This is a genomic window from Pirellulimonas nuda (genome assembly GCF_007750855.1).
Taxonomy (GTDB): domain Bacteria; phylum Planctomycetota; class Planctomycetia; order Pirellulales; family Lacipirellulaceae; genus Pirellulimonas; species Pirellulimonas nuda.
Genome location: NZ_CP036291.1, coordinates 60518 through 86776 on the forward strand (window position 1 = coordinate 60518; position 26259 = coordinate 86776).

At 67.7% G+C, this 26259-nt stretch carries 21 protein-coding genes and 1 pseudogene; 14 read left to right on the forward strand and 8 right to left on the reverse strand.

Annotation, left to right across the window (positions count from 1 at the left end):
- Positions 1-68 precede the first annotated feature (68 nt).
- Positions 69-1616, forward strand: coding sequence for an arylsulfatase (locus Pla175_RS00230; RefSeq protein WP_145280151.1), 1548 nt, complete (start codon positions 69-71; stop codon positions 1614-1616).
- Between the two features lie 122 nt (positions 1617-1738).
- Positions 1739-3037: a dienelactone hydrolase family protein gene (locus Pla175_RS00235; protein WP_145280153.1), complete on the forward strand. Its 1299-nt coding sequence runs from the start codon at positions 1739-1741 to the stop codon at positions 3035-3037.
- 12 nt (positions 3038-3049) lie between these two features.
- Here Pla175_RS00235 and Pla175_RS00240 read toward each other — a convergent pair whose 3' ends face one another.
- Together Pla175_RS00240 and ftsH are read right to left on the reverse strand one after the other, a co-directional pair.
- Positions 3050-4300 carry a TlpA disulfide reductase family protein gene (locus tag Pla175_RS00240; protein ID WP_197527171.1) on the reverse strand — a complete coding sequence of 417 codons (1251 nt, stop codon included), beginning with the start codon at positions 4298-4300 and terminating at the stop codon, positions 3050-3052.
- Positions 4301-4490: 190 nt separating this feature from the next.
- Positions 4491-6560 carry an ATP-dependent zinc metalloprotease FtsH gene (ftsH, locus tag Pla175_RS00245; protein ID WP_145280158.1) on the reverse strand — a complete coding sequence of 690 codons (2070 nt, stop codon included), beginning with the start codon at positions 6558-6560 and terminating at the stop codon, positions 4491-4493.
- A gap of 468 nt (positions 6561-7028) precedes the next feature.
- Here ftsH and dxr point away from each other — a divergent pair, with 468 nt between their 5' ends.
- From dxr to Pla175_RS00270, 5 genes and pseudogenes are all read left to right on the forward strand, one after another.
- Positions 7029-8204, forward strand: coding sequence for a 1-deoxy-D-xylulose-5-phosphate reductoisomerase (gene dxr, locus Pla175_RS00250; RefSeq protein ID WP_145280160.1), 1176 nt, complete (start codon positions 7029-7031; stop codon positions 8202-8204).
- Between the two features lie 269 nt (positions 8205-8473).
- Positions 8474-10567, forward strand: coding sequence for a site-2 protease family protein (locus tag Pla175_RS00255; RefSeq protein ID WP_145280162.1), 2094 nt, complete (start codon positions 8474-8476; stop codon positions 10565-10567).
- A 170-nt stretch (positions 10568-10737) separates the two neighbouring features.
- A pseudogene (locus Pla175_RS26925) lies at positions 10738-11112 on the forward strand (pentapeptide repeat-containing protein); the annotation flags it as partial.
- Positions 11089-11283, forward strand: a complete 195-nt coding sequence (locus Pla175_RS26930; protein WP_197527172.1) for a pentapeptide repeat-containing protein — start codon at positions 11089-11091, stop codon at positions 11281-11283. The pseudogene Pla175_RS26925 and the gene Pla175_RS26930, both read left to right, overlap by 24 nt.
- A 429-nt stretch (positions 11284-11712) precedes the next feature.
- The gene (locus Pla175_RS00270; protein WP_145280166.1) at positions 11713-13050 is read left to right on the forward strand and encodes a hypothetical protein; all 1338 of its coding nucleotides are present in this window, start codon (positions 11713-11715) and stop codon (positions 13048-13050) included.
- 121 nt (positions 13051-13171) lie between these two features.
- On the opposite strand, the gene Pla175_RS00275 is transcribed toward Pla175_RS00270, so the two are convergent.
- Complete coding sequence (locus Pla175_RS00275) at positions 13172-13627, reverse strand: GNAT family N-acetyltransferase (protein ID WP_145280168.1); 456 nt, start codon at positions 13625-13627, stop codon at positions 13172-13174.
- A 279-nt stretch (positions 13628-13906) separates the two neighbouring features.
- Between Pla175_RS00275 and Pla175_RS00280 the strand changes: the two genes are divergently transcribed.
- On the forward strand, positions 13907-14104 hold the full coding sequence (locus Pla175_RS00280) for a cold-shock protein (protein WP_145280170.1): 198 nt from the start codon (positions 13907-13909) through the stop codon (positions 14102-14104).
- Between the two features lie 170 nt (positions 14105-14274).
- Here Pla175_RS00280 and Pla175_RS00285 read toward each other — a convergent pair whose 3' ends face one another.
- Together Pla175_RS00285 and Pla175_RS00290 are read right to left on the reverse strand one after the other, a co-directional pair.
- A complete protein-coding gene (locus tag Pla175_RS00285) occupies positions 14275-15507 on the reverse strand; it encodes a tetratricopeptide repeat protein (RefSeq protein ID WP_145280172.1) in 1233 nt (410 codons plus the stop codon).
- A 203-nt stretch (positions 15508-15710) separates the two neighbouring features.
- Entirely contained in the window at positions 15711-17135 is a 1425-nt protein-coding gene (locus Pla175_RS00290; protein WP_145280174.1) for a class II fumarate hydratase, read from the reverse strand.
- Positions 17136-17426: 291 nt separating this feature from the next.
- Here Pla175_RS00290 and Pla175_RS00295 point away from each other — a divergent pair, with 291 nt between their 5' ends.
- Both Pla175_RS00295 and Pla175_RS00300 read left to right on the forward strand, forming a co-directional pair.
- On the forward strand, positions 17427-17783 hold the full coding sequence (locus Pla175_RS00295) for a hypothetical protein (protein ID WP_145280176.1): 357 nt from the start codon (positions 17427-17429) through the stop codon (positions 17781-17783).
- A gap of 272 nt (positions 17784-18055) precedes the next feature.
- On the forward strand, positions 18056-18355 hold the full coding sequence (locus Pla175_RS00300) for a hypothetical protein (RefSeq protein ID WP_145280178.1): 300 nt from the start codon (positions 18056-18058) through the stop codon (positions 18353-18355).
- Positions 18356-18367: 12 nt separating this feature from the next.
- Here Pla175_RS00300 and Pla175_RS26935 read toward each other — a convergent pair whose 3' ends face one another.
- Both Pla175_RS26935 and Pla175_RS00310 read right to left on the reverse strand, forming a co-directional pair.
- On the reverse strand, positions 18368-18574 hold the full coding sequence (locus Pla175_RS26935; protein WP_145280180.1) for a type II toxin-antitoxin system HicA family toxin: 207 nt from the start codon (positions 18572-18574) through the stop codon (positions 18368-18370).
- Positions 18571-18771, reverse strand: a complete 201-nt coding sequence (locus Pla175_RS00310; protein WP_145280182.1) for a type II toxin-antitoxin system HicB family antitoxin — start codon at positions 18769-18771, stop codon at positions 18571-18573. Before Pla175_RS00310 ends, Pla175_RS26935 begins: the two co-directional genes overlap by 4 nt.
- A gap of 96 nt (positions 18772-18867) precedes the next feature.
- On the opposite strand from Pla175_RS00310, the gene Pla175_RS00315 reads away from it, so the two are divergent.
- The 4 genes from Pla175_RS00315 (at position 18868) to Pla175_RS00330 (ending at position 25346) form a co-directional block, all read left to right on the forward strand.
- A complete protein-coding gene (locus tag Pla175_RS00315; RefSeq protein WP_145280184.1) occupies positions 18868-19581 on the forward strand; it encodes a TetR/AcrR family transcriptional regulator in 714 nt (237 codons plus the stop codon).
- 46 nt (positions 19582-19627) lie between these two features.
- Complete coding sequence (locus Pla175_RS00320; protein WP_231954088.1) at positions 19628-20908, forward strand: efflux RND transporter periplasmic adaptor subunit; 1281 nt, start codon at positions 19628-19630, stop codon at positions 20906-20908.
- An 89-nt stretch (positions 20909-20997) separates the two neighbouring features.
- Complete coding sequence (locus Pla175_RS00325; protein WP_145280188.1) at positions 20998-24141, forward strand: efflux RND transporter permease subunit; 3144 nt, start codon at positions 20998-21000, stop codon at positions 24139-24141.
- 149 nt (positions 24142-24290) lie between these two features.
- On the forward strand, positions 24291-25346 hold the full coding sequence (locus tag Pla175_RS00330; RefSeq protein WP_145280190.1) for a substrate-binding domain-containing protein: 1056 nt from the start codon (positions 24291-24293) through the stop codon (positions 25344-25346).
- A gap of 130 nt (positions 25347-25476) precedes the next feature.
- Here Pla175_RS00330 and Pla175_RS00335 read toward each other — a convergent pair whose 3' ends face one another.
- Positions 25477-26244 (reverse strand): SDR family NAD(P)-dependent oxidoreductase, encoded by a 768-nt coding sequence (locus Pla175_RS00335; protein WP_145280192.1) that lies wholly within the window; start codon positions 26242-26244, stop codon positions 25477-25479.
- Positions 26245-26259 lie beyond the last annotated feature (15 nt).

Sequence of the window (26259 nt, forward strand, 5' to 3'; positions counted from 1 at the left end):
GCCCAAACCAACCGATCCGCCGGCCTACACCGCGCGGCCCTCCTCACAACGCGAGCCATCAGAACGCCATGAATCACCGAATCCTCCCGTCCGTCGCTGCACTGCTGCTCCTGCCACTCGCAGAGCTGTACGCGGCGGCGCCCTCGACGCCCAACATCATCCTCGTCATGCCCGACGACGTGGGCTACGGCGACTACGCCTGCCTGGGCAACCCAATCATGCAGACGCCGTCGGTGGACGCGTTCGCAAAGCAGAGCCTGTTGTTCACACAGTTCCACGTCAGCCCCACCTGCGCGCCGACCCGTGCGGCCCTGATGAGCGGGCGACACGAGTTCAAGAACGGCGTCACGCACACGATCCTCGAACGCGAGCGGATGGCGCTCAAGTCGTTCACGCTGCCGCAGATGCTCAAAGCCGCGGGCTACACCTCGGGCATCTTCGGCAAGTGGCACCTCGGCGACGAAGATGCGTACCGCCCGGAGAGCCGCGGCTTCGACGAGGTGTACATCCACGGCGGCGGGGGCATCGGTCAAACCTTCCCGGGCTCGTGCGGCGACGCGCCCGGCAACACCAACATCAATCCCGCGTTGTGGCACAACGGCAAATGGGAGAAGACCACCGGCTACTGCACGGACTTGTTCTTCACCCAGGCGCTGCGTTGGATGGACCAGCAACGCGAGGCGGGGCGGCCGTTCTTTGCCTACATCCCCCTCAACGCCGCGCACGGCCCGCACGTGGTGCCGGAGGAGTACTACCAGCACTACGTGGGCAAGCCGGGCGTGAGCGAGGAGACCGCCAAGTTCTTTGGCATGATCGAGAACATCGACACCAATTTCGGCGTGCTGCTGGAGAAGCTTGACGAGTGGAAGATCGCGGACAACACGCTGGTGATCTACCTCGCCACCGACAACGGCGGCACCGCCGGCCGCAGCATCTTCAACGCCGGCATGAAGGGGGGCAAAGGCACGGTCTACCAGGGGGGGACACGGGCGCCCTGCTTCGTCCGCTGGCCCGCCGGGTCGGTCCCCGCCGGGGCCGAGTGCGCGGCGCTCACCGCCCACATCGACCTCTTCCCAACGCTCGCCCAGATCGCCGGCGTCACGCTCTCCCCCGAGGTGCAGCAGCAGGTCGAGGGCCGCAGCATGCTGCCGTTGATGAAGGACCCGAAAGCCGATTGGGCCGATCGTACGCTCGTTCACCACGTGGGACGCTGGGCCCACGGCCGGGCGGCGGAGTCCAAGTTCTCCAACAGCGCGATCCAAAACTCTCGGTTCACGCTGGTCAACAACAAAGAGCTGTACGACCTGCAGAGCGATCCGGGCGAAACGACCAACGTCATCGCCGACCACCCGGAAGCGGTCGCCGAGCTCCGCGCGGCGTACGACCAGTGGTGGCAGGACGTGCAACCGCTGCTGGTGAACGAAGACGTCGTCGCCCCGAAGATGAACCCGCTGAAGGAGCTCTACTGGGAGCTGTTCGGCGGCGGACCGGATGAAGCGATGCGGCGAAGGATGGACCCCACGCTGACCGCCGCCGGCGGCAACAACGGCGCCCGCGACCGAGCGGCCAACCGGCGGGCCCGTCAAGCAGCAAGGGAGGACGCAGCGAACGAGTAACCGAACCCCGGCTCAGGCGGCCACGCCCACGCACCGTTGCTCGGGTTGTGAGACTTTGCGGCGCGAGCCGTCGAGGCGGTAGACTGCGGCACTCTTCCTAGCCCGCGATCGGAGCACCCTGCATGGCGACCACCTCCTTCTGCACGCCGCGCGTCGCGCCGCTGCTGTTGCTGCTTGCCGCGACCACCTGCTTGTCGACCCGCGCCGACGACGACACACAGCCAGAGCGGCGCGGGGCCTGGTCCGCCAGCCCCGCGCTGGCCCAGAAGCTGGCGCGTCCTGGGGTGAACTACGACGAGTCGCGCGTGCCGGCGTACGTGCTGCCCGACCCGCTGCGGTTCAGCAACAACCGCCCCGTCGACAACGGGGAGGCCTGGACCTCCCGGCGCCGGGGGGAGCTGCTCGGGCTGTTTCGAGACAACGTGTACGGGCGCCGTCCGGGGACGGGGTACTCGGTCGCCTTCTCGCAAACCGACGAGCGCGACGCGTTCGACGGCGCCGCCACGGCGCGCGCGGTGCAGGCGACGATCTCCATCGGCGACCGGACTTTCTCATTCCCGTTCGTCGTGTTTGTCCCCAAGGGGGCGGGGGCGCCCGCTCCCGCGGTCGTGCTGATCAACAACCGCGCGCGGGTCTCGATCGACGAGGCCACCCGCGCCCCGGGCGACGCCGGCGAGCCGTTCTGGCCGGTGCGGGCGCTGCTAGACCGGGGGTACGCCGCGGCCGCGTTCTACACGTCCGACGTCGACCCGGACCGCAAGGATGGGTACGCCGATGGTATCCGCGGGTTCTTCGCCGACGGGCGCCCGCCGGACGACCAGGCGTGGGGGGCGCTCTCTGCGTGGGGCTGGGGCGCCAGCCGCGTGCTCGACTACCTCGACACGCTCCCGGAGGTCGATGGGACGCGGGTCGCGGTGGCGGGGCACTCGCGCGGCGGGAAGGCCGCGTTGTGGGGGGCCTGCGAAGACCCGCGCTTCGCCGCGGCGTACAGCAACAACTCCGGTTGCGGCGGGGCGGCGTTGTCGCGGCGCGCCTACGGGGAGACGGTCGGCACGATCACCAAGGCGCTGCCCTACTGGTTCTGCAAGGCGTTCTCGCGGTACGCGGGGCGCGAGGACGGGCTGCCGGTCGATCAGCACGAAGTGATCGCCCTGATCGCACCGCGCGGCGTGTACGTCACCAGCGCCGACGCGGACCTGTGGGCCGACCCGAAAGGCGAGTACGCCGCCGTCGTAGCGGCGGCGCCCGTGTTCGAGCTGCTGGGCGAACACGCCATCACCACCCCGGAGATGCCCCCGCTGAACGCCCCCCGCGTGGCGGGCCGCACCGGCTACCACATCCGCGATGGCGGCCACGGGCTGGAGCACAAAGACTGGGAGTGGTTCCTGGACTTTGCCGACCCGGTGCTGAAGCGGCCGTAAGCGGGCCGAGGCTCAGGACGACGGGGCCGCCGCGGCCTCGGCTTCCTCCTTGGCCTTGGTCAGCTCATCCAGCCGGCGCTGGAGGAGCGCTTTCATGGGTGTGTTGCCGGCGGCCGCGACGGCCTCCTGCAACATCGTGATCGCGCGATCGTGCTCTCCCTTCTCGGCGAGCAGCATCGCGTACACTGCGTCCAGACCGCGGGGGGCCTTCCCCGTTTCGAGGAGCGGCTCGACCCGCTCTGCCAGCACCGCGGCGAGCTCCTGCCCGCCGGCAACGCCCGGGCGGACGTGCGGTGTGCTGACCCGCACAAAGCCGACCAGGAGGCTCGGGGAGTAGTGCTCGGACGCTGCGTAGTCGGTGAACCTCTTGGCCGCGGCGGCTCGATCGACCCGCGCGGTCGCGCTGAAGTCGGTCATCACGATCCCGCCACGCAGGCCCTCCGCGCTGCGCGCCATGTCTTCCTCCGGGGCGTTCTCGATCAGGCTCTCCAGCAGCGCGATCGCCTCGTCCCCTTTCCCCTGGCCCGCGAGCCGGCGCACCTGCACGATCCCGGCCTCGAATGCGCGCTTCGCGTCGAACAGCCGCTTGAAGGCGTCGCGGTCCCAGGCGTCCGTGACGACCGCCTCGAGCGGTTCGTCCATTTCGCTGGGGATGCCGATCCACTCGACCCGCGCGTCCTTGCCGACGATGAAGGCGCACGGGATGAGCTCCTGCCCCGCGGCGTAGAGGTAGTCGTTGGCTACCGAGCTGTCGGGGTCGCTGGTGAGGCAGTAGGCGCTCGTTAGCTCGGCGTACGTCGTGGGCCCGGCGGGCTGGCCCGTCTCTGCTTCTGCGGCCTCGGCCTGCTTGGATGCCGGCTTCCTGAAGGGCCGCTCAAGGGAGGGTTCAACCTTCTCAAGCGGCTCGCCGGTGATGCTGATGATCGTCACCCCGCGATCGGCGTAGCGCCGCTGCAGCTCTGCCAGGTGCGGCATGCTGGCGACGCACGGCCCGCACCACGTGGCCCAGAACTCGACGACATACACGTGGCCCGGCTCGAGCTTCGTAACGGGCTCAAACCGGCCGTTGCCGTTGGTCAGCCAGTGCTCGATGTCGATCCCCGGCGCCGGAGAGCCGATGGTCAGGGGCTTTGACGGGCCCGGCTCGGCCGAGGCGTTGCCCTCAGGCGCCGCGCCGGCGTCTGCGGCTTCAGCAAGCCGGGCGCCCCCCGCCGTGGCGATCAGAAAGAAAGCGAGCAGGTTGCGAAACAAAGCAGTGCGCATGGTGGGCCTCGGCTGCGGCAAGCGGTGGGAACGTGCCGGGCCACTATACAAGAAGGCGGAGGCGCAGGCTAACAACCCGTTGAAGGAGGCGGGGGACCGCGCCGCCAGACAACGGCGCGGACCTGCGTGAAGCTCCCCTGGCGTCAGACTCCGGCGGCTGACGCCGACGGCTCGCCAAAATTCAAACGCTTCAGCCCCCGACCGCTTCTTCCTCCGCGCCGCCATCCACCACCGGCGGGCGTTTGCGTTCGCTGCCGGTTCCCGGCACCAGCTTGGGGCTGGGGCTGGCTTGTTCGATGATCTCTTTGAGTTGCGGGCCGTCGATCGTCTCGACCTCCAGCAGCTTGTCGGCGATCGCTTCGAGCGCCGAGCGGCGTTCGACCAGGATGCTGCGGGTGCGTTCGATCCCTTCTTCGATGATACGCTTCACTTCTTGATCGATCTCGCGTGCGGTCTGCTCGCTGTAGTAGCGCACCGAGCTGGGGTCCCCCGGGATGAACGACGCGCGGCTCTCGCGGAAGTTCACCCGGCCCAGGCGGCTCATGCCGTAGTCCATCACCATGGCGCGGGCGGTTTCGGTGGTCTTCTGCAGGTCGCTGGTGGCGCCGTTGCCGATGTCGTCCAGCATGATCTCTTCGGCGATGGTGCCGCCGAGGGCGACCTGGATGTCGCTCTCCAGTTGGCTGCGGGTCTTCATGAAGCGGTCGAACTCCGGGCGTTGCCACATGTAGCCCAGCGTGCCCATGCCGCGGGGGATGATGGTGACCTTGTGCACGGGGTCGGTGTTGGGGAGCGAGTAGGCGACCAGCGCGTGGCCCGCCTCGTGGATGGCCAGGCGTTGCTTCTCGTCTTCCTGCATGATGCGGCTCTTCTTTTCGAGGCCGATGCCGACGCGTTCGACCGCTTCGTTGAACTCGTGCATGGTGACCACCTCGCGGCCGTTGCGGGCGGCCAGCAGGGCGGCCTCGTTCACCATGTTGGCCAGGTCGGCGCCCACAAAGCCGCTGCTGATGGCGGCCAGCGCCTTGGTGTCGACGTCCGAATCGACCTTGATCTTCTGCAGGTGGACCTGCAGGATCTCTTCGCGGCCGGCGACGTCGGGTCGGTCGACCAGCACGTTGCGGTCGAACCGTCCCGGGCGCATCAGAGCGGGGTCGAGCGTCTCGGGCCTGTTGGTGGCGGCCATCACGATCACGCCGCTGTTGGAGCCGAAGCCGTCCATCTCTACCAGCAACGCGTTGAGCGTCTGCTCGCGTTCGTCGTGGCCCCCCATGTTCCCCGAGCCGCGGGTCTTGCCCAGCGCGTCCAGCTCGTCGATGAAGATGATGCAGGGCGCCTTGGCCTCGGCCTGCTGGAACATGTCTCGCACGCGCGCGGCGCCGACGCCGACGAACATCTCAACAAAGTCCGAACCGCTGAGGCTGAAGAAGGGGACCCCCGCTTCGCCCGCCACGGCCTTGGAGAGCAGCGTCTTGCCGGTGCCGGGGGGGCCGACCAGCAGCACCCCCTTGGGGATGCGGCCGCCGAGCCGCTGGTAGCGTTCGGGGTTCTTGAGGAAGTCGACCACTTCGCGGAGTTCTTCCACCGCCTCGTCGATGCCGGCGACGTCGTCGAAGGTGATCTCGATGTCTTCTTGGGCGTACAGCTTGCCGCGGCTGCGGCCGAAGGCCATCGGGCTGCCGGCGCCCCCCATCCTGCGGAGCATGAAGATCAGGAACGCGAACACGATCAGCATCGGCGCCAGCCACAGCAGCCCCTGGAGCAGCGGGTTGGGCTCCGGGGCGTTGCGGAACGGGATGTGGTTCTCGGTCAGCAGCTCGCCGAGCGGCAGGTTCCAGATGTCGCGGGCGACGCGGAACTTCACCTCGGTCGGTTCTGGCGGGTCGGCGAGCGCCTTGGGGTTGCCGGCCGCGGAGTCTGCTAGCACCGACCGCTTCACCTTGCCGGTGACCGCGCGGGGCGCCACCACCACGTCTTTCATCCCGGAGAGGATCAGCGTGCGCGCCGGCGAGGTGCTGCGGTCGACCACCTGGATCGAGTCGGGCGCCTTGTCGTTGTCGGGGTCGGAGGCCTTGACCAGGCGTTCGAAGTCGGACCACATCAGGTCCATCTCGCTCTGGCTGCTGAAGGCCGTGACCAGCATCAACAGCAGCAGGCCCAGGGCCAGCAGGTACCAGATGAAGTTTCCCCCCCCGCCCGCGGGTTTGCGCTGGCCCGGCTTGGCGTCGGGCGACTTGGGCGTGGGGGTGGGCTTCTCCATAGAATCAGCGGGGCTCAGGACTTACGGGCGGGAGGACGGACGGGTTAACCACTGAGCCACTGAGGCTACAGAGAAGCATGGAGACGGCAAGAATGACCAATGACCAAGCCTAAACGACCAATGACGCTTCCAATCGCTTGCGCGGATTGGTCATTTCGGCTTGGTCATTGGTCATTAACAGTTTCTCCGTCCGTCTCCGTGTTCTCTGCGGCTCTGTGGTTAATCTTCTTGGCACTATTGAAACGCAGAACCAGGGCGGCTGGTTCGGCGTAGGCTTTAGTAGTCTAACGGATACTGGGGGGTCGTTGCCGGTTGGCGGGGCATTCTCGGCCGGGTTCGCCTTGCTGGCGAGCTAGGTGAGCCATAGAATCGACCCGAGCGGCACAAATCCTACCGCTGAAACACTTTAGCGGCACGCCCCCCGTTGCCGAGCCCTGCCCGACCCCTCCTCCCCCGGAACCCCCGCCCGTGAACCTCTCGGCCGCCACCCCGCGACGGGTCGCCGTGCTCGGTTCGACCGGCAGTGTCGGCCGCAGCGCGCTGGAAGTCATCGCTGCTAGCGGCGGTCGGCTGCGGGTGGAGGTGCTCTCGGGCTGCGGCAACCTCGACCTGCTGGCCGAGCAGGCGCGGCAGTTCAACCCCCACACCGTGGTCGCCGCAGACCGCAAGAAGGCCGACGCCCGCAAGTGGCGCGACCTGCCCGAGGGGTGCCGGCTGCTGACCGGCCCCGAGGGGCTGGCCGAGGCGGCCGGGCTGCCGGCCGTGGACGTGGTGCTGGCCGCCATCGTCGGCGCCGCCGGGCTGCAGAGCACCTGGGCGGCCCTGGAAGCGGGCAAGACCGTGGCGCTGGCCAACAAAGAGACGCTGGTCACCGCCGGGCCGCTGGTGCAGCAACTCATCGAGAAGACGCCCGGCGCCCGGCTGATCCCGGTCGACAGCGAGCACAGCGCCGTCTTCCAGGCGCTGCAGGCCGGCAAGCGCGACGAGGTGGCCAAGGTGGTGCTCACCGCCAGCGGCGGGCCGTTCCGCACCTGGCCGGCCGACGCGCTGCGGCAGGTGACCATCGAAGAGGCGCTGGCGCACCCCACCTGGGAGATGGGCCCCAAGATCACCATCGACTCCGCCACGATGATGAACAAGGCGCTAGAGATCATCGAGGCGCGTTGGCTGTTCGACCTCCAGGCCGACCAACTCGACGTGATGATCCACCCGCAGTCGATCATCCACTCGCTGGTAGAGTTTGTAGACGGCTCGATCGTCGCCCAGATGAGCCCCCCCGACATGCGGCTGCCGATCCAGTACGCGCTGGAGTTCCCCGAGCGCCGCGCCGCCGTGGCGGAGCGGTTCGACTGGACGCGGGCCTGGAACCTAGAGCTCGAGCCGGCCGACCACGAGCGGTTCCCGGCGCTGGCGTTGGGCTTCGAGTGCGCCGCGGCGGGTGGCTCCAGCGGCGCGGTGCTCAGCGCCGCCAACGAGGCCGCCGTCGAGAGCTTCCTCGAGGGCGACCTGCACTTCACCGAGATCGTGCCGGCCTGCCGGAGCGTGCTCGAATCGCACAACTTTGAGGCCGACCCAACGCTCGAAGACCTCGCCCGGCTCGACCGCTGGGCCCGGGCCGAGGTTCAGTCGTGGGTGCTTGCTTAAGAAAGTCACCACAGAGCCACTGAGGCCACAGAGACGGACGGAGAAAACGACAGACGTTTGCCACGAAAAGGCACGAAAAAGCACAAAGGGGATCATCAACAGGAGGCATCGGGCCGGGTCCGGTACGACCTAGTTTCTAAGCCGCCCCCTCCCGTGCCATTCTTTTGCGCCTTCTTGTGCCTTTTCGTGGCTATCTTCCTCCGTCCGTCTCTGTGGCCTCAGTGGCTCTGTGGTTGTTTGGCTCCACCGTCCATTAACCGAGTAAAACGTTGTTCCTGATCCCCTTCGCGTCGACGCTTTTCCCGCTGGCCGACGCCGGCCTGTACGGCTACCTCCAGGGCGCCGGGCTGATCGCAATGGCGGCGCTCGGGCTGGGCTTTGTGATCTTTGTCCACGAGCTGGGGCACTTCGCCGTGGCCAAGTGGTGCGGCGTGAAGTGCGAGAAGTTCTTCGTGGGCTTCGACATCGGCGGCTACAAGCTGAGCCGCAAGTGGGGTGAAACCGAGTACGGCATCGGCATCCTCCCCCTGGGGGGCTACGTGAAGATGCTGGGCCAGGACGACAACCCCGCCAACATCGACGAGCAGCTCGCCCGCTCCAAGGGGCTTGAGGGCTCGTCGACCGCCAAAGAGATCACCGGCCCCAAGGGGGAGAAGCTGTGGGTCGACCGCCGCAGCTACATGGCCAAGAGCGTGCCGCAGCGGATGGCGATCATCTCTGCCGGCGTGATCATGAACATCATCTTTGGGTTCATCTTCGCGTTCATCGCCTACAGCATGGGCGCCCCCAAGCAGACGTGCGTCGCCGGCGCCACGGTGCCCGGCAGCCCCGCGTGGCAGGCCAACCTGCGGACCGGCGACCGCATCGTGCGGATCAACGACATCGTCGACCCGACGTTCGACGACCTCACCGGCAGCGTGGTGCTGGGGAACCTGACCGACGGGGTCACGTTCTCTATCCTCCGCCGCGACGCCTCGCAGCCCGAAACCGTGGTCATCAAGCCCGAGCAGAAAGAGGGAGAGCTGGCGCGGATCGGCATGGTCTCGCAGGCGATGCTGCGGCTCAGCAAGGAGGACCCCGCCAGGCCCCATTCCCCCGCCGCCGAGGCCTCGCCGGAGCTCAAGGGAGACGACGAGATCGTGGCCGTCGATGGCGAACCTGTCGACCGCTTCTACCAGTTCGCGGCGCTGCTGGAAGCGAAGCGCGACGCGCCGATCAAGCTCACGCTGCGGCGCGGCGGCGAGTCCCCCGCCGACCACCCGTTCGCCCCCCGCACCGGCGGCGAAGAGATCGAGGTCTCCATCGCCCCCAACCCGGCCGAGCGGTTCGGCGTGGTCACCAAGCTCGGCCCGGTGCTGGCCGTTCAGCCCGGTTCTCCCGCCGAGCAGGCGGGGCTAAAGCCGGGCGACACGCTGCTGGCGGTCGACGGCCCTCTCAAGGACAACGAGGCGATCGACCCGCTCACGCTCAACCAAACCCTGGCGGCCGCCGCCCGCGACGGCAGCAGCGTGACGTTCTCCGTGGGGCGTGGCGAAGGGGCGCCGCTGTCGATCGACGTCACGCCGCGCGTGGCCGACTGGGACGAGGCGCTCGAGCCGGTCGGCCTGCCGACGTTGGGCCTGGCGCTCGAGTCGACCCTGGAGGTCGCCGCCACGCTGCCGGACAGCCCCGCCGAGCGCGCGGGGATCATCCCCGGCGACGTGCTGGTCGCCGCGGCCATCAAGAGCGAAGACGAGAAGCAGCCGCTGGCGGGCAAGGACCTGAACTTCAAGAGCGACAAGCTGGGGTGGGCCACGCTGGTCGACCTGATGCAGGACCACGCCGAAGACCTGCGGCTTGAGCTGACAGTGAAGCGCGGCGACGCCGAAGAAACGGTCGAGCTGCTCACCTACCAACCGGCCGGCCAGTTCGCCGCGGACCGCGGCCTGGTGCTGCTGCCCGACCGCACGCTGCGCTACGGCGGCTCGGTCGCCGACCGGGCGAAGATGGCGTTCGACGAGATCGGCAAGGGGATGACCAGCGTCTACCGCTTCTTAGGCAAGATCGGCGGCCAGGTCCCCGTGACCGGCGTCGCGGGTCCGATCTCCATCGCCCGCATCGCCTACTCGCAAGCGGGCGACGGCCTGGCCACGCTGCTGTTGTTCCTGACGATGCTCAGCGCCAACCTGGCGGTGATCAACTTCCTCCCCATCCCGGTGCTCGACGGCGGGCACATGGTGTTCCTGGCCTACGAAGGGATCCGCGGCCGCCCGGCCGGCGAAAAGTTCGTCACCGCGATGCACATGGTGGGGCTGGCGTTCTTGCTGTCGCTGATGGTGTTGGTGTTCGGGCTGGACATCGGGCGGTTGTTTGGGGCGGTGTAGGCAGCAGAGCTTAGCAGCGTCATCGTATCGAGCCGCGCCCGTCAGGAAGCGGAGCCAGAACCACCGGAAGCGTCCGAAAGCGCTAGGGGTCGCGCGCCGCGAGCTCCGCTTCCTGACGGGCGCGGCTCGAATCTTTTCGCGCTTCAAACTTCCGCTGGGCGCCGATCCTCATGATATTTCGAACCTCCAACGGCCGGATCAAGCACGAGACGGCGGCGCCGCTCGCAGAGGCGAATCTCGAAGGGGTCAACTTGAGGGGAGTGGACCTCAGCGGCCAAGACCTGCGTAGTGGGAAGTTCACCAAGGCCTGTCTAACTGGCGCTGACTTCTCTGGCTCAGACTTGCGACACGCCTGCTTCGTTGGCGCTAACCTAGAGGGAGCCATTTTTCATGAGGCGAATCTCGCAGGAGCGGCGCTGAACGGAGCCGACCTCTATTCCGCTTCTTTCTTTCGAGCGAACCTCGCAAACGCAAACCTAGAGCAGGCAAGCCTGTGAGGCGCCGACCTCAAGGGCGCCATCTTGCAAGGCGCCTGCCTCGTACGGGCCGATCTGCGTCCCAACAACCTCGGAGGTAGGACTCAACTGCAAGGGGCGAACCTTGCCGACGTATCCTTCTCGGGGGCAAGCTTCACGGACGCTGAGTACGATCACGGGACGGTTTTGCCAAAAAGGCTGGACCCATCGAAGTCGGGCATGCGGCTCGCGTCTGCGTGAACGCCGAGCGTCCTTGTGCTCCCAGAGGCTGCTGGTGTTCGGGCTGGACATCGGGCGCCTATTCGGCGCGGTGTAGCAAGCAGAGCTTGAGATCGTCATCGTATCGAGCCGCGCCCGTCAGGAAGCGGAGCCAGAACCACCGGAAGAGCCCGAAAGCGCTAGGGGTAACGCGCCGCGAGTTCCGCTTCCTGACGGGCGCGGCTCGACTCTTTTCGCGCCAGAAAACTTCCGCCGGCTACTTGACAAGCCCGAAAAGCGCGCGAAACTGCCGGGTGCTGAGCGTGCGGCCCGCCGTGCGACCGGAGGGGTCTTCCTAAAAGCCCTGCCAACGCAGCCTTTTTCCTCTTCTCTCGTCGGTCTACCCCGCAGCCGGGGGGCGTTTGCCTCTCGGTTCAGTTCGGCTCAGCGTCGAACCATGGGAGAGAACTCATGAACGCCAGACAAGCGGCCCGTCTCTTGCTCCCCTTTTCTGGGAGCGCGCTCGCCCTCGGCCTGCTGCTGCCGGCCGAACTCTGGGCGGGCGACTACTACCACCCGGTCCCCTTCTTGGCGACCGTGAAACTCGGCGGCGAGGGCGCCACCCCGGTCGACACCGTCTACGGCAAAGAGTACTCGCACAACGACCCCGGGAAGGTGCTCGTCGGCGGCGGAGACCCGAACCTCGTCAGCATCGACGACCACGACGAGTTCGGCGTGGCCGACCCGCTGCAGGTGGTGTCGTGGGATTACCGGGAAGGACGCATCCCCCCGGGCAACAGCGGCTCGGTGAACGCGTTCGACTTCGGCTCGGTGAGCGCCTTCAACTACCCCGATGGGCAGATCGACGCGCTGGCCAACAGCGGCGACTTCTTGTTCCGCCAGGTGCTGCGCAACGAGTCGACGCTGCTCTTCTCGGTGACCGGCGACAGCTTCGGCGGCGCTCCCAAAGGACGCGTCCACTACGAAGACCCGGTGGGCCTGGGCGCCGTGTGGGCAGAGCCGGAACTGCCGCTCGGCCCCGGCGCGGGGGTGAACCACCACCGCGTGGCGGAGCTGGACGCCCTGGAGGTGTGGGGCCCCGAGCCCCCCGAGCACGACCTGCTGGTCGGGCCCCCCAAGGTGGTCATCGAGGGCTACATCGGCGGCTTCGGCTTCGGCCCCAACACGGCCGACTCGAACCGCTTCTCCATCGACAACGACGCGCTCAACGGCGGCGTCTCCGTGTGGGCCTACGACATCACCACCGCGGCCATCACGCCGTGGATCCCCCACAGCGAGATCGTCACGGCGGTCGAGAAGCTCTTCCTGCCTGCCGGCTTCCGGTTTGACGACTTGACCCGGGACCAGATCGACGTCGACGCCACGATGGCCTACGACATCGGCGGCGACCCCGCGATCCCCGGGGCCTTCCCGGGCTACAACGTCGGCGACGAGCTGCTGTTCAGCATCGACCCGCTAGTAACGCCGCGGTTGATCGATCCGAGCGGCGCGCCGGCGCCCTACGTCGGCCCGCCGATCCACGGGGGAGAGATTATCCACCTGGCGAAGATCGCCGCGGGGGTCGGGCCCGCTACCGTCTCGGCCAGCTTCTTGTTCCACGGGGGCCACTTGTGGGACTCCATCTTCAACCCCGCGCTGGCCTTCGGCTACGACTCCCCCGACGTCGACGCCCTGGAATCGGTCGGCACGCTGACCGGCACGTTCGAGATCCCCACCATCCCCGAGCCCAGCAGCCTGCTGCTGTGCGCGTTCGTAGCGCCGCTGCTGGCGCTGCGCCGAAGCAGGTAGGGCCGCCGCGCAGCCGCAGAGCGGACGTCACGTCAAGCCCGGCCTCCCGCTACGGAGGCCGGGTGGCGTGTTTTTTGGGCCTGCTTGCAAGTCGTTCGCCCGTCCTCGCTGATGCGTAGCGTCAAACCACTCCCGCCCGCAGACGCCACTCCCAGACGCGGCCAACCTCCGGGTCGTGCGCGTCGTGCGAATAGCAGAACCCCAGCTTCGTGAGGATCGCCGTTGAGGCGTTCGGCTCGGGCAGAGTCTGCGCGACGAGCTCGATGGCGTGGTCCGCTTCTCGGGCGATGTCGACCAGCCGCCGCGCCATCGCGGTTGCGTGGCCCCGCCCCTCGAAGCCCGGCAGCGTGAAGTAGGCGATCTCTACCCGGTCATCCGCGGGGGGCGACTTGAACGCGCACGACCCGACGCACGCGCCATCGACCAGATAGAGGTAGACGATCCACGGAGGGTTGTGTCCGTGGCGGCGGTAGAGGGCCGCACACCCCTCTTGGACCGTGCGGAGCAGCTCCGCGGGCCCGTCGACCGGTTCCTCCGGCGAGCCATCTTCTCCGATTGCAATGAGCCGATCCGACATCGGTGTTTCTCCCGGTGGAGGACATCCCGCGACCCCGGGCAGGTTCGCTTCCGCCCGCCGCGGCGGGGGGCGACAGTCGCGATCGACTAGAAAACACGGCAGAAACCATCGGGGCTGTCGTTTTTTCGGCCGGCGGTTCTTGCCCCCTAGGGCCCCCCCGTTTTGGGATGCTACCCCTAGCGGCTCAAACGGGCTACACTAACGGCTCACTTGCGGCGGAACCTGCCCGGGGCAATCCGTCCTGGGCGTCGCCGCAGAACAATCTTTGGATTTGAACAGATGGCTGAAGGCACGATTAAGCGGCTCACGGACAAGGGTTTTGGCTTCATTGACGTTGGCCGCGACAAGGACCTCTTCTTCCACTCCTCCAGCGTCGAGGGCTGCAGCTTCGACGACCTGCGGGAAGGGCAGTCGGTAACCTTCAACGAAGCGAAGGGCCAGAAGGGTCCTTGTGCCGAGAACGTTCAGGTAGCGTGAACCCGCCCTGAAGCGCGTTGAGCACAATCGAACGAAGCCCGGCCCCCCGCAAGGGAGGCCGGGCTTTTTTTTGCTGCATGGGTCGGGCTGCGCCACACGTCGAAGGACGCAGTTCAGGCTGTGCCTGACGTTGAAGCGCTATGCAGCCACCGTGACGGGCAAGGCCCAAACTACCTTCGGAACGACTCGCCGCGGCGGTAGCGCGCCAGCCGTTCGCGAAGCTCGGTCTGCTGCGGGTCGGCGGCCAGCAGCAACGCCTGCTCTTGGTAACGCACCGCCGATTCGAACTCGCCCGCCGAGGCGTGGGCCGCGGCCAGCACGTCGAGCGTGTGGGCGTCGAGCTCCTTGGCCAGCTTCTTGGCGCGCGTGGCGGCCTCCAACGCGGTCTTCGGGTCGCGGTGACGCGGCTCGCTGCACGTGGCCAGCAGCCAGGCGGTGCTGAGGTAGGCGCTGCGGCTAGCGGGGTCGAGCCGCAGCGCCTGCTGCAGGTCGTCTACCGCTTGCTGGTAGAAGCCCGCCTCGGCGTAGACGTTGGCCCGCAGCGTCCAGGTGTCTGATTCCATCGGCGCCGAGCGGATCGACTGGTTCAGGTCCGCCAGCGCCTCGCGCAGCTTGCCGGTAGCGTGGTAGGCGAACCCGCGGGCGGCCAGCGCCGCCGGGTCGGGCGCCGTGGGGTCGATCACCGCCGAGAGGTCGGCGATCGCTTCTTCGTACCTGCCCAGTTGGGAGAGCGCCTCGGCGCGGTTGCGCTGCGCGGCGGCGTGGTCGGGCTCGATGGCCAGCACGCGCGAGAAGTCCTCGACCGCCTCGGCCAGCTTGCCGTGCTCGGCCAGCACCAGACCGCGGTGGTTTAGCGCGGCGGCGCTGCGTGGGTCGAGGATCACGGCGTTCTGGAAGTCGTCAAAGGCGGTGTGCGGGTCGTGGTCGAGCCGCAGCTCGCCCCGGCGGTCGTAGGCCCACGCGGCCAGACGCTTGAGCCTAGCGGCGTGCGGCGAGCCCGACTCGATCGCGGGCTGGCAGAGCTCGATCAGGTCGTTGAAGTCGCCGAGGCTGCGGGCCTCGAAGGCCAGGTTCGCGGCGTCGGCGTGCAGCAGCTCGAGCGCCTTGGGGGAGTCGTCGAAGCCCAAGATTTGCGCCGAGGCGGGCCGCACGTCGGACACCACGGACGGGCGTGCGGCGGGTTCCAGGCCGTTTGAACTCGGGGCGGGGGGGCTGCGCAGCTCGAACGCGGCGCGGAGCCCCAGCGGCTTGTCGGCGGCGTGGTCGGGCTCGGCCGGCGCCATCGGCTCAAGCCACGGCGGCAGGTGCAGCTCCGCCGGCTCGGGGGGCTGAGTGTCGTCCCCGTGCGTGGGCGCGCAGACAAGCACTAGCAGAACCGCGGTCGCCATCCATGGCTTCTTCATCGCTACTCACCTTCACGGTCAGAAAAAAGCTCTCGCAGAGGCGCAGAGACTCAGAGGGAAGAACGAAACACCCAAGGGCTAAACCTCAGACGGCTAATAGACGATCGCTTGCGAGCATTTGCTATGGAGGATTTGGATATTGATCAATCCCGCCTCTGCGTCACTGCGCCTCTGCGAGAGATTAAAGTTGTAGTCGTAACCAATTACGCATCCGGCCGCGTCATGCTGTCGTAGTTCATCAGTTCTTCCAGCCGCTCGGCCGGCATCAGGTTGAGCTCGCCGACGAGCTGCTTGATGGTTTTGTTTTCTTTGTGGGCCTGCTTGGCGAGCTGGGCGCACTTCTCGTAGCCGATCTCCGGCGCCAGCGCGGTGATGGTCATCAGCGACGCGTCGAGCAGCTCCCCGCAGCGCTTTTCGTCGACTTCGAGGCCGGTCAGCAGCTTGTCGACGAACACGTTGCACACATTCGCCAGCAGCGTAACCGACTCCAGGAACGCGTCGATCATCACCGGCATCGCGACGTTCAGCTCAAATATGGAACCGATCCCCCCCATGCCGGCCATGGTCACCGTCGCGTCGTTGCCGATCACCCGGCAGCAGACCTGCATCACCGACTCGCAAATCACCGGGTTCACCTTGCCCGGCATGATGCTGCTGCCGGGCTGGATCGCCGGCAGGATCAGCTCGCCGATGCCGCACCGCGGCCCGCTGCCGAGCAGGCGGATGTCGTTGGCGATTTTGGAGAGCGAGACGGCGACGGTCTTCAGCTCGCCGTGAGCTTCGACAAACGAGTCCTTCGCGGCCTGCGCTTCCACATGATTCAACCCTTCGGAAAACTCTTGTGACAAGTTGCGCGAGAGCACTTCGCACACCTTCGCGGCAAAGTCGGGGTGGGCGTTGATCCCGGTGCCGACCGCGGTGCCGCCGATCGGCATGTTCTCGCCGATGCGCACCATCGCCCGTTCGGCGCGTGTGGCGGCGTATTCCGCCTGGCTCGCGAACCCGGCGAGCACCTGGCCGACACGGATCGGCGTCGCGTCCATCAGGTGCGTGCGGCCGATCTTGACGATCGTGTCCCACGCTTCGGCCTTCTCACCGAGTGCGCTGGCCAGTCGGCCCAGGGCAGGCACGAGGTCGCTCTTCAAGGTCTGCCCCGCCGCGATGCACATCGCGGTTGGGAAAGTGTCGTTCGAAGACTGCCCCATGTTCACGTGGTCGTTGGGGTGGACGCCCCCGTCGGCCTTGGTCGTCGCGCCCAGGCCCAGCTTATGGTTGGCCAGCGAGGCGATCACCTCGTTGGCGTTCATGTTGGTGCTGGTGCCGCTGCCGGTTTGGTAGACGTCGACCGGGAACTGCGCGTCGTGCTTGCCGGCGGCGACCTCGTCGGACGCCTCGATAATGACCTTCGCGAGCTTCGCGTCGAGCTTCCCTAGGTCGAGGTTCGCCTGCGCGCACGCCGCCTTCAGGTGCCCGAACGCGTGGATCACCGCCGGCGGCAGGGGCCGGTTGGCAATAGGGAAATTCTCCACCGCGCGGGCCGTCGAGGCGCCGTACAGCGCGTCGGCCGGCACGCGCATCTCGCCCATGGTGTCGCGTTCAACGCGGTAGTCGGTTTCTGATTGGCTCATAGGTTGGTGCTCCGAGAAGCGGTGCGGATCGTACAAGGTGCGGATTCCCAAGGGAATGGAAATCTACGCAAAGGGTGGCTTCGCAAGATCTGGAACGCAGATCTCCCAAGAGCACGCGCCCAATAGCTGCCGACCTACGGTCGGCGCGCGCCCCATTTTTCCTCAATCCCGCACGTTCCGCTAGCAGACGCGCGGGGGGAGGGGGGCGCGCCGCTCGCGCCGACCTTTAGGTCGGCAGCTATCGGGCGCGTTGCTCTTGCACCGCGGCGCCCCATCCCCTATCTGCACCGTATGCGGATCAAATCACGGACAAACCGGCTCGGGCTGCTGGCGTTGCTGCTTGTTGGCGTCGCGTCGCTGGCCCCGGCCGAGAACAACAACGACTTCCGCCGCCCGCCGCTGCGCGACCGGCTGGTGTACGGGCTGCTGGCCCGCCGCCCGGTGGAGCTAGAGTTCCTAGAGCGGGTGATCTTCGCGGTAGAACAACGCCGGCTGCCGGAGGTGGTGGTCGACCGCACGTTCTTCTACGCCCGCCGCAAGGCGCCGACCCAGGGGGGCGAGTTCACCCAGCGCCCGATCATCTACTTCATGTTCGCCATGCAGGCCCAGGCAGACAAACTGCGGGTTGAGTTGGTGCTGCCCCCGTGAAGATAGCCACGAAAAGGCACAAGAAAGCACAAAGAGCGGAACTACATGCACACTGCCAGGTGCCGACGCCCCAGCCACAATGACTAGAACTCGCAGGCGATTGCAATTGCGTCTCGGTCATTGAGGCCTGGCCGTGGGTCATTCCCTTTGTGCTTTTTCGTGCCTCTTTGTGGCTATTTCTCCTGCTTTTCGCGGCCAATAGAAAGGCCGGGCCGAATGCGGTAAACTACGCCCTTCGCCGGTACTTCCTATCTCCCGCAAGGCGTAGTGCGATGGCCCGCAAGACAATCAGCATCCGAGACAAGCGGGCCGAAGCCGACGCCGCCGAGGCGCAAGAGGCCGCCGCCCCGAAAAAAGCCAAGAAGGCGCCCGCCAAGCGGAAGAGCCGCGCCAAGGCCGCCGCCGAGGTCCGCCTGAAGGCCTTCTGGGGCGTCTTCAACCAGCAGCTCAAGCGGATCGCGCTGTACGACTACTCGCAGAAGAAAGAGGCCGAAAAGAAGGCCCAAGAGCTGACCGAAAAGGGCAAGTCTCCCCACTTCGTGCAGCCGGTGAAGGAAGCGATCACGGAGTGAGGCGGGGGAGCGTTAGAGTTCGTCTTCGCCGACCGGGACGATCTTCATTAGACTCCGTTGCAGGCCGATCTTGAGGGGGCGCGACCCGTGTATCGGGATCACCAAGCGCTCCCTTCTGCCCTCTGCAACGTAGACGTGATGGCTGCCGCTAATGCGGGCGAGCCGCCATCCTCTTGCTTCCGCGAGTTGGGCTTGCCGCTTGCCGGACACGGCCTTCATACAGCGATTTCAAGCACTCGCTCGCCGGGCGACCCTGTGTCAGGCTCGGCCGCTAGGAGCCAACCTTCGATCGCGTCGTGGAGGTTCGCTTCGAGTTCTTCCAGGCTCTCGGCCTGGGTGACACAGCCGGGCAGTGCGGGCACCTCGGCCCAGAAGCCCCCTTCTTCTGCGTCGTGGATGATGGCTTTGAAGATCATCGCCTAAGCATACCCGACCAGTGGACCCCGAGGAACGTTCTCGGCTCACAAATTCACCTCTTGTCAATTTCTGACGCTCTGTCAATAATTCCCCTCATGGTCGCAGAAACCCGCAAGCAACGAGAGATCCGCAGACGCGAGGAGCAGATCCTCTGCATTGCGCGGCGCCACCTGTGCGAGGCCGGCTACCTCGGGCTGAGCATGGACCGCATTGCCGAGGAGATCGAGTATTCCAAGGGAACGGTCTACCAGCACTTCCGCAACAAGGAAGAGATCCTGTTGGCGTTGGCCAACGCCGCCCTCGAAACGCGAACCAAGATGTTCCAGCGCGCCGCCCAGTCGACGGGTGGGCCACGGGTGCGGATGGCGGCCGTAGGCGCCGCGGCGGAGGCGTTCTTGGAGCAGTTCCCGCACTTCTTCATTGTTGAGCAGATCGTGCGGGCGACCTCCATCTGGGAGAAAACCAGCGCAGACCGCCGGCAGCTCATGCAGCACTGCGAGAGCCGTTGCATGGAGATCATCGGCGGCATCGTCCGCGACGCGGTCGCGTGCGGCGACCTGCGGATCTCTCCGGGGGGCTCTCCCGAGGACATCGTGTTCGGCCTCTGGTCGATCAACTGGGGCGCGCAAACCATCATGCGGTCGAGCGACTCGCTGCCAGAGATCGGCCTCCCCGACCCGCTGGGGGCGTTGCGGCGGAACCAGAACGCGATGCTCGACGGCCACGGCTGGCGCCCTTTCTCTACCGAGTACGACTTCAACGCCTATATGGACCAGGTGAAACAGGAGCTGTTTGATCATGGCGGTTGATGAGACGCCTCAGGACTCCCCGGCCGGCTCTTTTTTTGGCGGCAGATTGACGCATCGTCATTTCTTGGCGCTGCGCTTGTTGGCGGCGCTGCTCGTTGTCGGCGCCGCGGCTTGGGGGGCTCGTACGTTGGCGCTGGGGGCGACGGCCTCCGCCGATCAACCGACCGCTGCGCGATCGATGCCGGTAGAAGCCGTGACGCTGCGCCGATCGCAGCAGTACGAGCGGGCCCGCAGCTACACCGGCCAGCTCGTGGCCGCCCGCCGCAGCACGCTGTCGTTCCAGCGGGCCGGCAAGGTGGATTCGCTCTCGGTGGACGAGGGAGACGCCGTTGAGGCCGCTCAGCCGCTGGCCGTGCTCGACCAGCGTCGGCTGGACGCGCGCCGCGCCGAGACCGCGGCACGGCTGGCCGAAGCGCGGGCGGCGCTAGCCGAGCTGGTCTCGGGTCCGCGCCAGCAGACCATCGCCGCCTCGGCCGCGGAGGTGCGTAGCCTGCAGGCGACGCAAGAGATCGCCGAGAAGAACCTCGAACGCCGCCGCCGGTTAGTCGACACCCGCGCGATCAGCCAGGAAGAGTTCGACGAATCGCTGTACGACGTGCGCGCCGCCACCGCCCGCACGGACGCGGCGCAGAAGTCGCTCGACGAGCTGGAGGCGGGCACGCGGAGCGAGCAGGTCGATGCGCAGCGGGCCCGGGTGGCGGCGCTCGAGGCGTCGCTGGCCGACGTGGACCACGAGCTCGAAGACTCGATCCTCAACGCGCCGTACGCGGGGCGCGTGGCGCGACGCATGGTGGACGAAGGCTCGGTCGTAGCGACCGGCGAGGGGGTGATCGAGCTGGTCAGCGACACGCTGGAGGCCTGGATCGGGGCCCCGCCGGCCGTGGCCGCGACGCTGCGGGTGGGCGAGACCTACCCGCTGTCGGTCGGAGGCCGCCGGATGAAGGGGAAGTTGCGTTCGCTGCGTCCCGAGCTCGACCCGTCGACGCGCACCCGCAACGTGGTGTTCGAGATCGAAGGGGGCTACGGCCTGGTCGACGGCCAGGTGGCGCGCATCGAATTGACCGAAACCATCGACGAGCCCGGCTTCTGGGTCCCCACCCGCGCGCTCGCCCCACAGCAGCGCGGCCTGTGGGCCGTGTACGTGGTTGCGGCCAGCGAAGACGCCGAGGGCTACGTGCTCGAGAGCCGCGACGTGGAGGTGCTGCACACGGACGGAGACCGCTCGTACGTGCGTGGGCTGTTGGAAGAAGGGGACCGCGTAGTGGCGGACGGCGTCCACCGCGTGGTGGCGGGTCAGCACGTGGCGCCGAAGGTCGGCAAGAGTTGATCTGCCGCGCCGGGGCCGGGGCCGGCCCGGCTCGCTAGCGCGTCTTCAACCAAGTCTGTCAACATCCGTTAGGGCCACACCCCACTCCCATGACTAGCCTGTTCTACGACAACCGACGGCTGCTGGTGCTGGCGATCTTGCTGATCGTGGTGGCCGGGCTCAACTCGTTCTACGTGCTGCCACGGATGGAAGACCCGGTGCTCAAGCAGCGGGCGGCGATCGTCAACACGCTGTACGCCGGCGCCAAGCCGGAGCGGGTCGAGGCGCTGGTGACCGAGCGGCTGGAGGAAGAGCTGAAGGAGATCGCCGAGATCAAGGAATTGCGTTCAACCAGCAGGACCGGCATCTCGACGATCGTCATCGAGTTGCGGGACGACGTCTACCAAGTAGACGAGGTCTGGTCGCGCGTCCGCGACAAGCTGGACGACGCGCGGCCGCTGCTTCCGGTCGAGGCGTCCCACCCCGACTTCGACATGCTTGAGGTGTCCGCGTACGCCACGGTGGTGGCGCTCACCTGGGAGCTCCCCAGCGACCCCAGCTACGCCATCCTCCGCCGCCGGGCCGAAGAGCTGGAGCGTCGGCTCCGGGCCGTGCCGGGGACACGGGAGGTCGACACGTTTGGCGACCCGACCGAAGAGGTGCGCGTTGAGGTCCGGCAAGACGACCTGGCGATGCTGGGGCTCTCGGCCAGGGACGTCGCCGACGCGGTGGCCGCCAGCGACGCCAAGGCCCCGGCTGGGCTGGTGCGCACCGGCGAGGCGAACCTGTTGATGGAGGTCGACAGCGAGCTCGACTCCCTCTCCCGCATCGGCGGCACGCCGATCCAGTACGGTGCCGACGGCCGGTTCGTGCGGCTGGCGGACGTGGCGGACGTGTCCAAGGGGATCAAGGACCCGCCGGCAAGCCTGGCGATCGTCTCCGGCAAGCCGGCCGTCGCGCTGGGGGCGCTGGTGCGCGGCGATCAGCGGATCGACCTGTGGGCTGCCGACGCCCGCGAAGTGATTGAACAATTCCGCAGCGAGCTGCCGCGGGGCGTCGGCCTGCGGACGGTGTTCGACCAGAGCCCCTACGTCGAGCAGCGGCTCGAGACGCTGCTGTGGAACCTGATGGTCGGCGCCGGCGCCGTGATGCTGGTGATCTGGGTGATGATGGGGTGGCGGAGCGCGCTGGTCGTGGGCGCGGCGCTGCCGCTGGCCTCGTTGATGGTGCTGGGCGGCATGCGCTTTCTTGGCATCCCCATCCACCAGATGTCGGTCACCGGGCTGATTATCGCGCTGGGGCTGTTGATCGACAACGCGATCGTGATGGTCGACGAGGTGCGGGACCGGCTGTCGCACGGCGTCTCCGGCAGCGAGGCGGTGAGCCGCGCGGTCAAGCACTTGGCCGTGCCGCTGTTCGGCTCCACGGTGACCACGTGGCTGTCGTTCGCGCCGATCGCCCTGATGCCGGGGCCGGCGGGGGAGTTCGTCGGCTCGATCGCGATCAGCGTGATACTGGCGGTCGGCAGCTCGTTCTTGTTGGCGATGGCGATCACGCCGGCGCTCGCGGCGATCGCGCTGCCGGCCGGCGGCGGCCCGTCGCGTGCGTGGTGGTCGAGCGGGATCGAGACGCCGCAGCTCGCCCGCGGCTACCGCTGGGCGCTGGGGGTCGTGCTGCGCTGGCCGGCGCTGGGGGTGGGGATCGGCATCCTCTTTCCGGTGATGGGCTACGCGCTCGCCACCACGCTCACCGAGCAGTTCTTCCCCCCCGCTGAGCGTGATCAGTTCCAGGTGCAAATGGACCTGCCCGCCAGCGCGTCGCTGGAGGCCACCGACCGCATCGTGCGGCGGGCGACCGACCTGATGCTGGCGCACCCAGAGATCGAAGGGGTCGATTGGTTCCTCGGCGAGAGCGCCCCGAGCTTCTACTACAACATGCTGGCCAACCGCGCGGGGACGCCGCAGTACGCCCAAGCGCTGGTGAAACTCAGGCAGGTCGAGGGCTCGCGCGAGGTGATCCAACAGGTGCAGCAGCAGCTCGACGAGCGGCTCACCGGGGCGCGGTTCCTGGTGAAGCAGCTCGAGCAGGGGCCGCCGTTCGAGGCGCCGATCGAGGTCCGCTTGTTCGGGCCCGACCTGGCGCGGCTGCAGTCGTTGGGCGAAGAGGTGCGGCAGATGCTTACCGGGCTGCCCGACGTCGTGCACACCACCAGCAACCTGGCCGAGTCGCTGCCGAAGCTCTCCTTGGAGGTCGACGAGAACGAGGCGCGGCTGGCCGGGCTCGACAACCTAGCGATCGCCCGGCAGCTAGACGCGACGCTTGAGGGCGCCGTCGGCGGCTCGATCCTGGAAGACACCGAGAACATTCCGGTGCGCGTCCGCGTGAGCAACGCCCACCGCTCGAGTCTTGCCGACGTCGCCTCGCTCGACCTGACGACCCCCACGGGCCGGCTCCCCCTCTCGGCCATCGCCAGCGTCGAGCTCAGGAGCGAGACCGCGGCCATCCCCCACTTCGACACCGAGCGGATGAACGAGGTCAAGGCGTACATCACCGCCGGCGTGCTCCCCGCGCAGGTGCTCAGCGCCTTCCGGGAGCGGCTCGCACAGTCCGGCTTCGAGCTCCCCCCCGGCTACCGGTTCGAGTACGGCGGCGAGACCAGCAAACGCAACGACGCCATCGGCAACCTCCTTTCGAGCGTGAGCGTGCTGGCGGTGCTGATGGCCGCCACGCTGGTGCTCAGCTTCGGCAGCTTCCGCCTGGCGGCGCTCATCGCATCGGTCGGCGTGCTGTCGATCGGGCTGGGGGTCGGGTCGCTGGCGCTGTTTGGGTACCCGTTCGGCTTTATGGCGATCGTCGGCACGATGGGTCTGGCCGGCGTGGCGATCAACGACTCGATCGTCGTGTTGGCCGCCCTCCGCGAAGACCCCCGGGCCCGCACCGGCGACCCCGACGCCGCTCGCGACGTGGTGATGCACGCCACCCGGCACGTGCTCTCCACCACATTCACCACGGTGGCCGGCTTCCTGCCGCTGCTGTTGGGGGGGGGCGGGTTCTGGCCCCCGCTGGCGACGTCGATCTCTGGGGGCGTGCTCGGCGGCACCCTGCTGGCGCTGGTGTTCGTACCCTCGGCGCACACGCTGCTGATGTGCCGCGGACGCGCGCGTTGCGCGGCGGAGCAAGACCCCGCCTGCGACAACTGGTCCAGCATCAACAAGGCCTCCGACGAGCGGCGTGTCGAGCTGCTCACCGCGTAGGGGGGGCGCCAAACCTTGGGATTGGGCCGCCCCCGCCGGCTTTCTGTACTTTTCCAGACGCCGGCGCGTTATGCTGCTTGGCAAGCCGCGTCGCCGCGGCGGGCTTTTCTCTTGTCCTAACTACGGCTCGAACCCAAGCGGAGGGTGTGATGAGCGCGCAACGATCGGTGATGTGGTTGGTCATTATGGCGTTGTGTGTGGGGCTCGGGTACCTCGGCAGGAGCTACCTCCAGCCGTCGGAGGAGAAGTCCGTCGAGGCGCGTCCCCGCCTGCAACTGGTGGTCGGCGGTCCCGATCCGTTCTGGCAGATCGTGATCGCCGGAGCGCGCGACGCGGCATCGCGCTACGACGCAGACCTCGAGGTCTCGGTCCCCGAAGGGGGCGCCTCCTCGCAGACCGCGATCCTGGGGCGGATCGATACGAAAGCGGTCGACGGCGTCGCGGTGAGCTCGATGGCGCCGGCCGAGCAAACCCGCATGCTCAGCCGGCTGGCTTCCGAGGTGAAGCTGGTGACCTACGACAACGACTCCCCGCAGTCGCTCCGCCACTGCTACATCGGCACCAGCAACTACGCGGCGGGCAAGCTGTCCGCAGAGCTGGTGCGCGAGGCGCTCCCGGACGGCGGCGAGGTCGCCATCTTCCTGGGAGACGTCGACCGCGAGAACGCCCGGCAGCGCCGCGCGGCGTTCATGTACGCGCTGCTCAACGCGACCGATCGAGACCCCGAGGACGACGAAACCCCCGAGGAGCCCGCCGAGGGCAACGGCTACACCATCGTCAAGACGTACTTCGACGAGAGCGACCCGGACAAGTGCAAGGCCAACCTCCAGCAGGCCCTCAAGGACCACCCCGATCTGAAGTGCATCGTGGGGCTGTACGGTTACGTCGGCCCCTTGGCGGCGGACGCGGTGAAAGAGGCCAAACGGGGCGGCGACGTGAAGGTCGTCGCCTTCGACGAGCACGAAGGGACGCTCCGCGGCGTCGAGTCGGGCGAGATCCATGGAACCGTCGTCCAGAACCCGTACCAGTACGGCTACGAGGCGATCCGCTTGCTGGCGTCGCTGACGCGCAAGATCGACGAAGCCGTGCCGCTGGCCGGCGCCGGCACCATGTTCCTGCCGTGCGCCACGCTCCACCAAGACGACGTGGCCGCGTACCGCGAGAAGCTAAACGAGCGGCTCAAGGGCGCCGACAAAGGGGCCTAGCGCGCAGGAGAACGGACCGACCGAAGGGCGCCGCGGGTTGTGTTGGCCTTCCGCTACCTGAGCGGGTCCATTCCGGCTTTGCCCCACCCGCGCGACGTGCAATAGCGCTGACCGCGGTCGCCCCATCCCGCTACGAGATCGTCCGCCCGCCGTTGACGCTCAGCGTAGTCCCGGTGACGAAACCCGCCCCTTCGCTCGCCAGGTACGCCACCGCGGCGGCGACGTCGGCCGGCGTGCCGAACCGGCCCATGGGGGCCTGCTCCAGGTACGCGGCGCGGTCCTCTTGGGTGGCGCCCGCGTGGCGTTCGACCGGGATCCAGCCGGGGGCCACCATGTTGACCGTGATCCCCGCGGGGGCCAGCTCAGCGGCGTTCGAGCGGGCTAGGCCCACCTGCCCCCCTTTGGCCGAGACGTACGGACAGAACTCGGGCCAGGCGCCGGCGAACACCTCGCTGGTGATGTGGATGATCCGGCCCCACTTCTGATCGCGCATGTGGGGCAGGCAGCCCTGGGTCAGCAGGAACGGGCTCTTCATGAAGAAGTCGACCATCCGCTGGAAGTAGGCCCAGTCGTTCTGCTCGATCGGCAGCATCGGCTGATCGCAGGTGGCGTTGGGCACCAAGATGTCGACCGGCCCGATGGCGCCCGCTACGTCGGCCAGCACCGCGCGGACCCCCGCCTCGTCGGTCACGTCGCCCCGCACCAGGCAGTGCTGGCCCCCGACGGCCTCAAGCTCTGCCAGCGCGGCGTGGGCGACCTGCTCGTTGCCCAAGTAGTTCATCGCCACGCGGGCGCCGTTGCGGGCGAGCCCGAGGGCGATCTGCTTGCCCAGGCCGCGGGTGCTGCCGGTCACCAGCGCGGTGCGACCGACGCAGGACAAGGGGTTCGTAGGAGCCATGGAAGAAGCGGGGGG

What these genes read in the sequence shown, in the direction of transcription:
- Pla175_RS00230 (WP_145280151.1), top strand. Translation starts at nt 69, where the DNA reads ATGAATCACCGAATCCTCCCGTCCGTCGCTGCACTGCTGCTCCTGCCA.
- Pla175_RS00235 (WP_145280153.1), top strand. Translation starts at nt 1,739, where the DNA reads ATGGCGACCACCTCCTTCTGCACGCCGCGCGTCGCGCCGCTGCTGTTG.
- Pla175_RS00240 (WP_197527171.1), bottom strand. Translation starts at nt 4,300, where the DNA reads ATGCGCACTGCTTTGTTTCGCAACCTGCTCGCTTTCTTTCTGATCGCC.
- ftsH (WP_145280158.1), bottom strand. Translation starts at nt 6,560, where the DNA reads ATGGAGAAGCCCACCCCCACGCCCAAGTCGCCCGACGCCAAGCCGGGC.
- Pla175_RS00270 (WP_145280166.1), top strand. Translation starts at nt 11,713, where the DNA reads ATGAACGCCAGACAAGCGGCCCGTCTCTTGCTCCCCTTTTCTGGGAGC.
- Pla175_RS00275 (WP_145280168.1), bottom strand. Translation starts at nt 13,627, where the DNA reads ATGTCGGATCGGCTCATTGCAATCGGAGAAGATGGCTCGCCGGAGGAA.
- Pla175_RS00280 (WP_145280170.1), top strand. Translation starts at nt 13,907, where the DNA reads ATGGCTGAAGGCACGATTAAGCGGCTCACGGACAAGGGTTTTGGCTTC.
- Pla175_RS00285 (WP_145280172.1), bottom strand. Translation starts at nt 15,507, where the DNA reads ATGAAGAAGCCATGGATGGCGACCGCGGTTCTGCTAGTGCTTGTCTGC.
- Pla175_RS00290 (WP_145280174.1), bottom strand. Translation starts at nt 17,135, where the DNA reads ATGAGCCAATCAGAAACCGACTACCGCGTTGAACGCGACACCATGGGC.
- Pla175_RS00295 (WP_145280176.1), top strand. Translation starts at nt 17,427, where the DNA reads ATGCGGATCAAATCACGGACAAACCGGCTCGGGCTGCTGGCGTTGCTG.
- Pla175_RS00300 (WP_145280178.1), top strand. Translation starts at nt 18,056, where the DNA reads ATGGCCCGCAAGACAATCAGCATCCGAGACAAGCGGGCCGAAGCCGAC.
- Pla175_RS26935 (WP_145280180.1), bottom strand. Translation starts at nt 18,574, where the DNA reads ATGAAGGCCGTGTCCGGCAAGCGGCAAGCCCAACTCGCGGAAGCAAGA.
- Pla175_RS00310 (WP_145280182.1), bottom strand. Translation starts at nt 18,771, where the DNA reads ATGATCTTCAAAGCCATCATCCACGACGCAGAAGAAGGGGGCTTCTGG.
- Pla175_RS00315 (WP_145280184.1), top strand. Translation starts at nt 18,868, where the DNA reads ATGGTCGCAGAAACCCGCAAGCAACGAGAGATCCGCAGACGCGAGGAG.
- Pla175_RS00325 (WP_145280188.1), top strand. Translation starts at nt 20,998, where the DNA reads ATGACTAGCCTGTTCTACGACAACCGACGGCTGCTGGTGCTGGCGATC.
- Pla175_RS00330 (WP_145280190.1), top strand. Translation starts at nt 24,291, where the DNA reads ATGAGCGCGCAACGATCGGTGATGTGGTTGGTCATTATGGCGTTGTGT.
- Pla175_RS00335 (WP_145280192.1), bottom strand. Translation starts at nt 26,244, where the DNA reads ATGGCTCCTACGAACCCCTTGTCCTGCGTCGGTCGCACCGCGCTGGTG.